Annotated in this window: 1 protein-coding gene and 1 pseudogene; both read right to left on the bottom strand. The window is 37.8% G+C overall.

The features are described from left to right. Positions 1 to 162 precede the first annotated feature (162 nt). Positions 163 to 1,209 (bottom strand): IS110 family RNA-guided transposase, encoded by a 1,047-nt coding sequence (locus HC175_RS15045; protein ID WP_168139312.1) that lies wholly within the window; start codon positions 1,207 to 1,209, stop codon positions 163 to 165. 213 nt (positions 1,210 to 1,422) lie between these two features. Further along, a pseudogene (locus tag HC175_RS23880) lies at positions 1,423 to 1,637 on the bottom strand (hypothetical protein); the annotation flags it as partial.

Here is a 1,637-nt window from a genome sequence, read left to right as displayed (position 1 = left end):
GCAAAGGCAAGGTAAAAGGCACAACAGCTAAGGAAAAAAAGAAGCGGGATCTTATGGAGGAGCAGAAATTTCTTCATAGCTCACAAGACCTCACAGATACTGTGTTTAAATCCTAATTTAAATTTAGTAAATTTGATTTCTTAAAGAAGTCACTTTTAGTGACTATCTAGTGGCGGGAGGGAGACCTCCCGTCTTTATTCCTGTCCACTGGTAATTTTGGTTATAATCCTCCCCACTTTTCCATAACGTGTAGATTAGAACAAGAAGCTTTCTCATTACCGCTACTAAGCTTTGCTTTTTATAGTTGAACTTTTCATTTAGCCGGGAATAGAACTTATTTAGGTTCTCGTTATGTGTGGCAGCAGTGACGGCTGGCATATAGAGAGCAGCCCGTAAATGTGCATTCCCTTTTTTCGATAAGCGTGATTTTCCTTTGTACTGACCTGATTCATCCTGGATCACATCCAGTCCGGCGTAGCTCACTAATTGTCTAATGCTGTTGAAAAGCAAAAATCCATTTGTCTCTGCAATAACTTTTGTTACGCTTATGATCCCTAATCCTTTTATCTGAGCAATCCTTTCTATCTTGTCGTAAAGCTGCTTGTCCTGTTTCACTCTTTCCAGTAATAGCTCCTCCATTTTCTCAATTAGTTCGTCCAAGATCTCTAAATGTTCTTCAGCTGCTTTTATAACTTCAGGTATTGTGTTATGGGCTGTATTCCATGCATGAAGACGAGAGGAAGCTGCAGATTTATTCTTCTTCAGCTGAGAGATTTCTCTACAGAGATCACGAATAGCTTTAAACTGTTCACTGGGTGGATTCCAGGACTTAAGAGAAGAGGATCTTTCTAAACCTATATCAGCAATAAGTTTAGCATCTACTTTATCTGTTTTAGTTTTGATGTTAAGACTCTTCGCAAAGTATTTTACCTTCTGTGGTAGTTCCACATATACAGCTTCATTTTGAGAGTGAAGAAAGTAAGCAAGTTCTTCATAATAAACTCCTGTAGCCTCCATCACAAAGACCAGATGAGAAGTCTCCTTTCTTCGTTTAGAGCACCAAAGATTAAAGTCTGTAAAACCTTTAGAATCATTTTTAAAGGTCCTGGTGCCTTTAATGACACTTCTTCCATTTTTTCTTTCCTTGAAACAAACATCAAATTTCTCTTTAGCAATGTCAATTCCAACAGATTGTAAATAATCATTCATAAACCTCAAAATTAAAAAGGATCCCCTGCTGTCTATCCTCGTAATTGATGCGAGATCCAATCCGATGGAATGGTCTTTAGATACTGTAGAGACTTTAAAGGGAATTACCGAAGAGGATGATTATCTGTGAGTGGACATACAAAAGTTGTCTAGGTTTTTATCTTACTCCTCTCCGGCCCTTTGTGATTAAAAATGTAATTTAGCCTTAATAAATCATAGGCCAAACATACGAGGTTTTGGAAACCTGTTAAGTCTCCCAATCTCAATATTAAAAGAAGTCAAAACGACATAAGAAAACCCGAAGAACATCATCAAGTGGAACGGCAGGAGGCTGTAACTATCAATTTTAAAGGCAGAGAATATTCCGAAGGCGAAGAGCAACATCAACAGGATCTCAAAAATCAGTTGAAAATTTAATTTCACCGGTG

Source organism: Salinimicrobium oceani, assembly GCF_012037645.1.
This window is presented reverse-complemented; position numbering and strand designations above follow the sequence as displayed.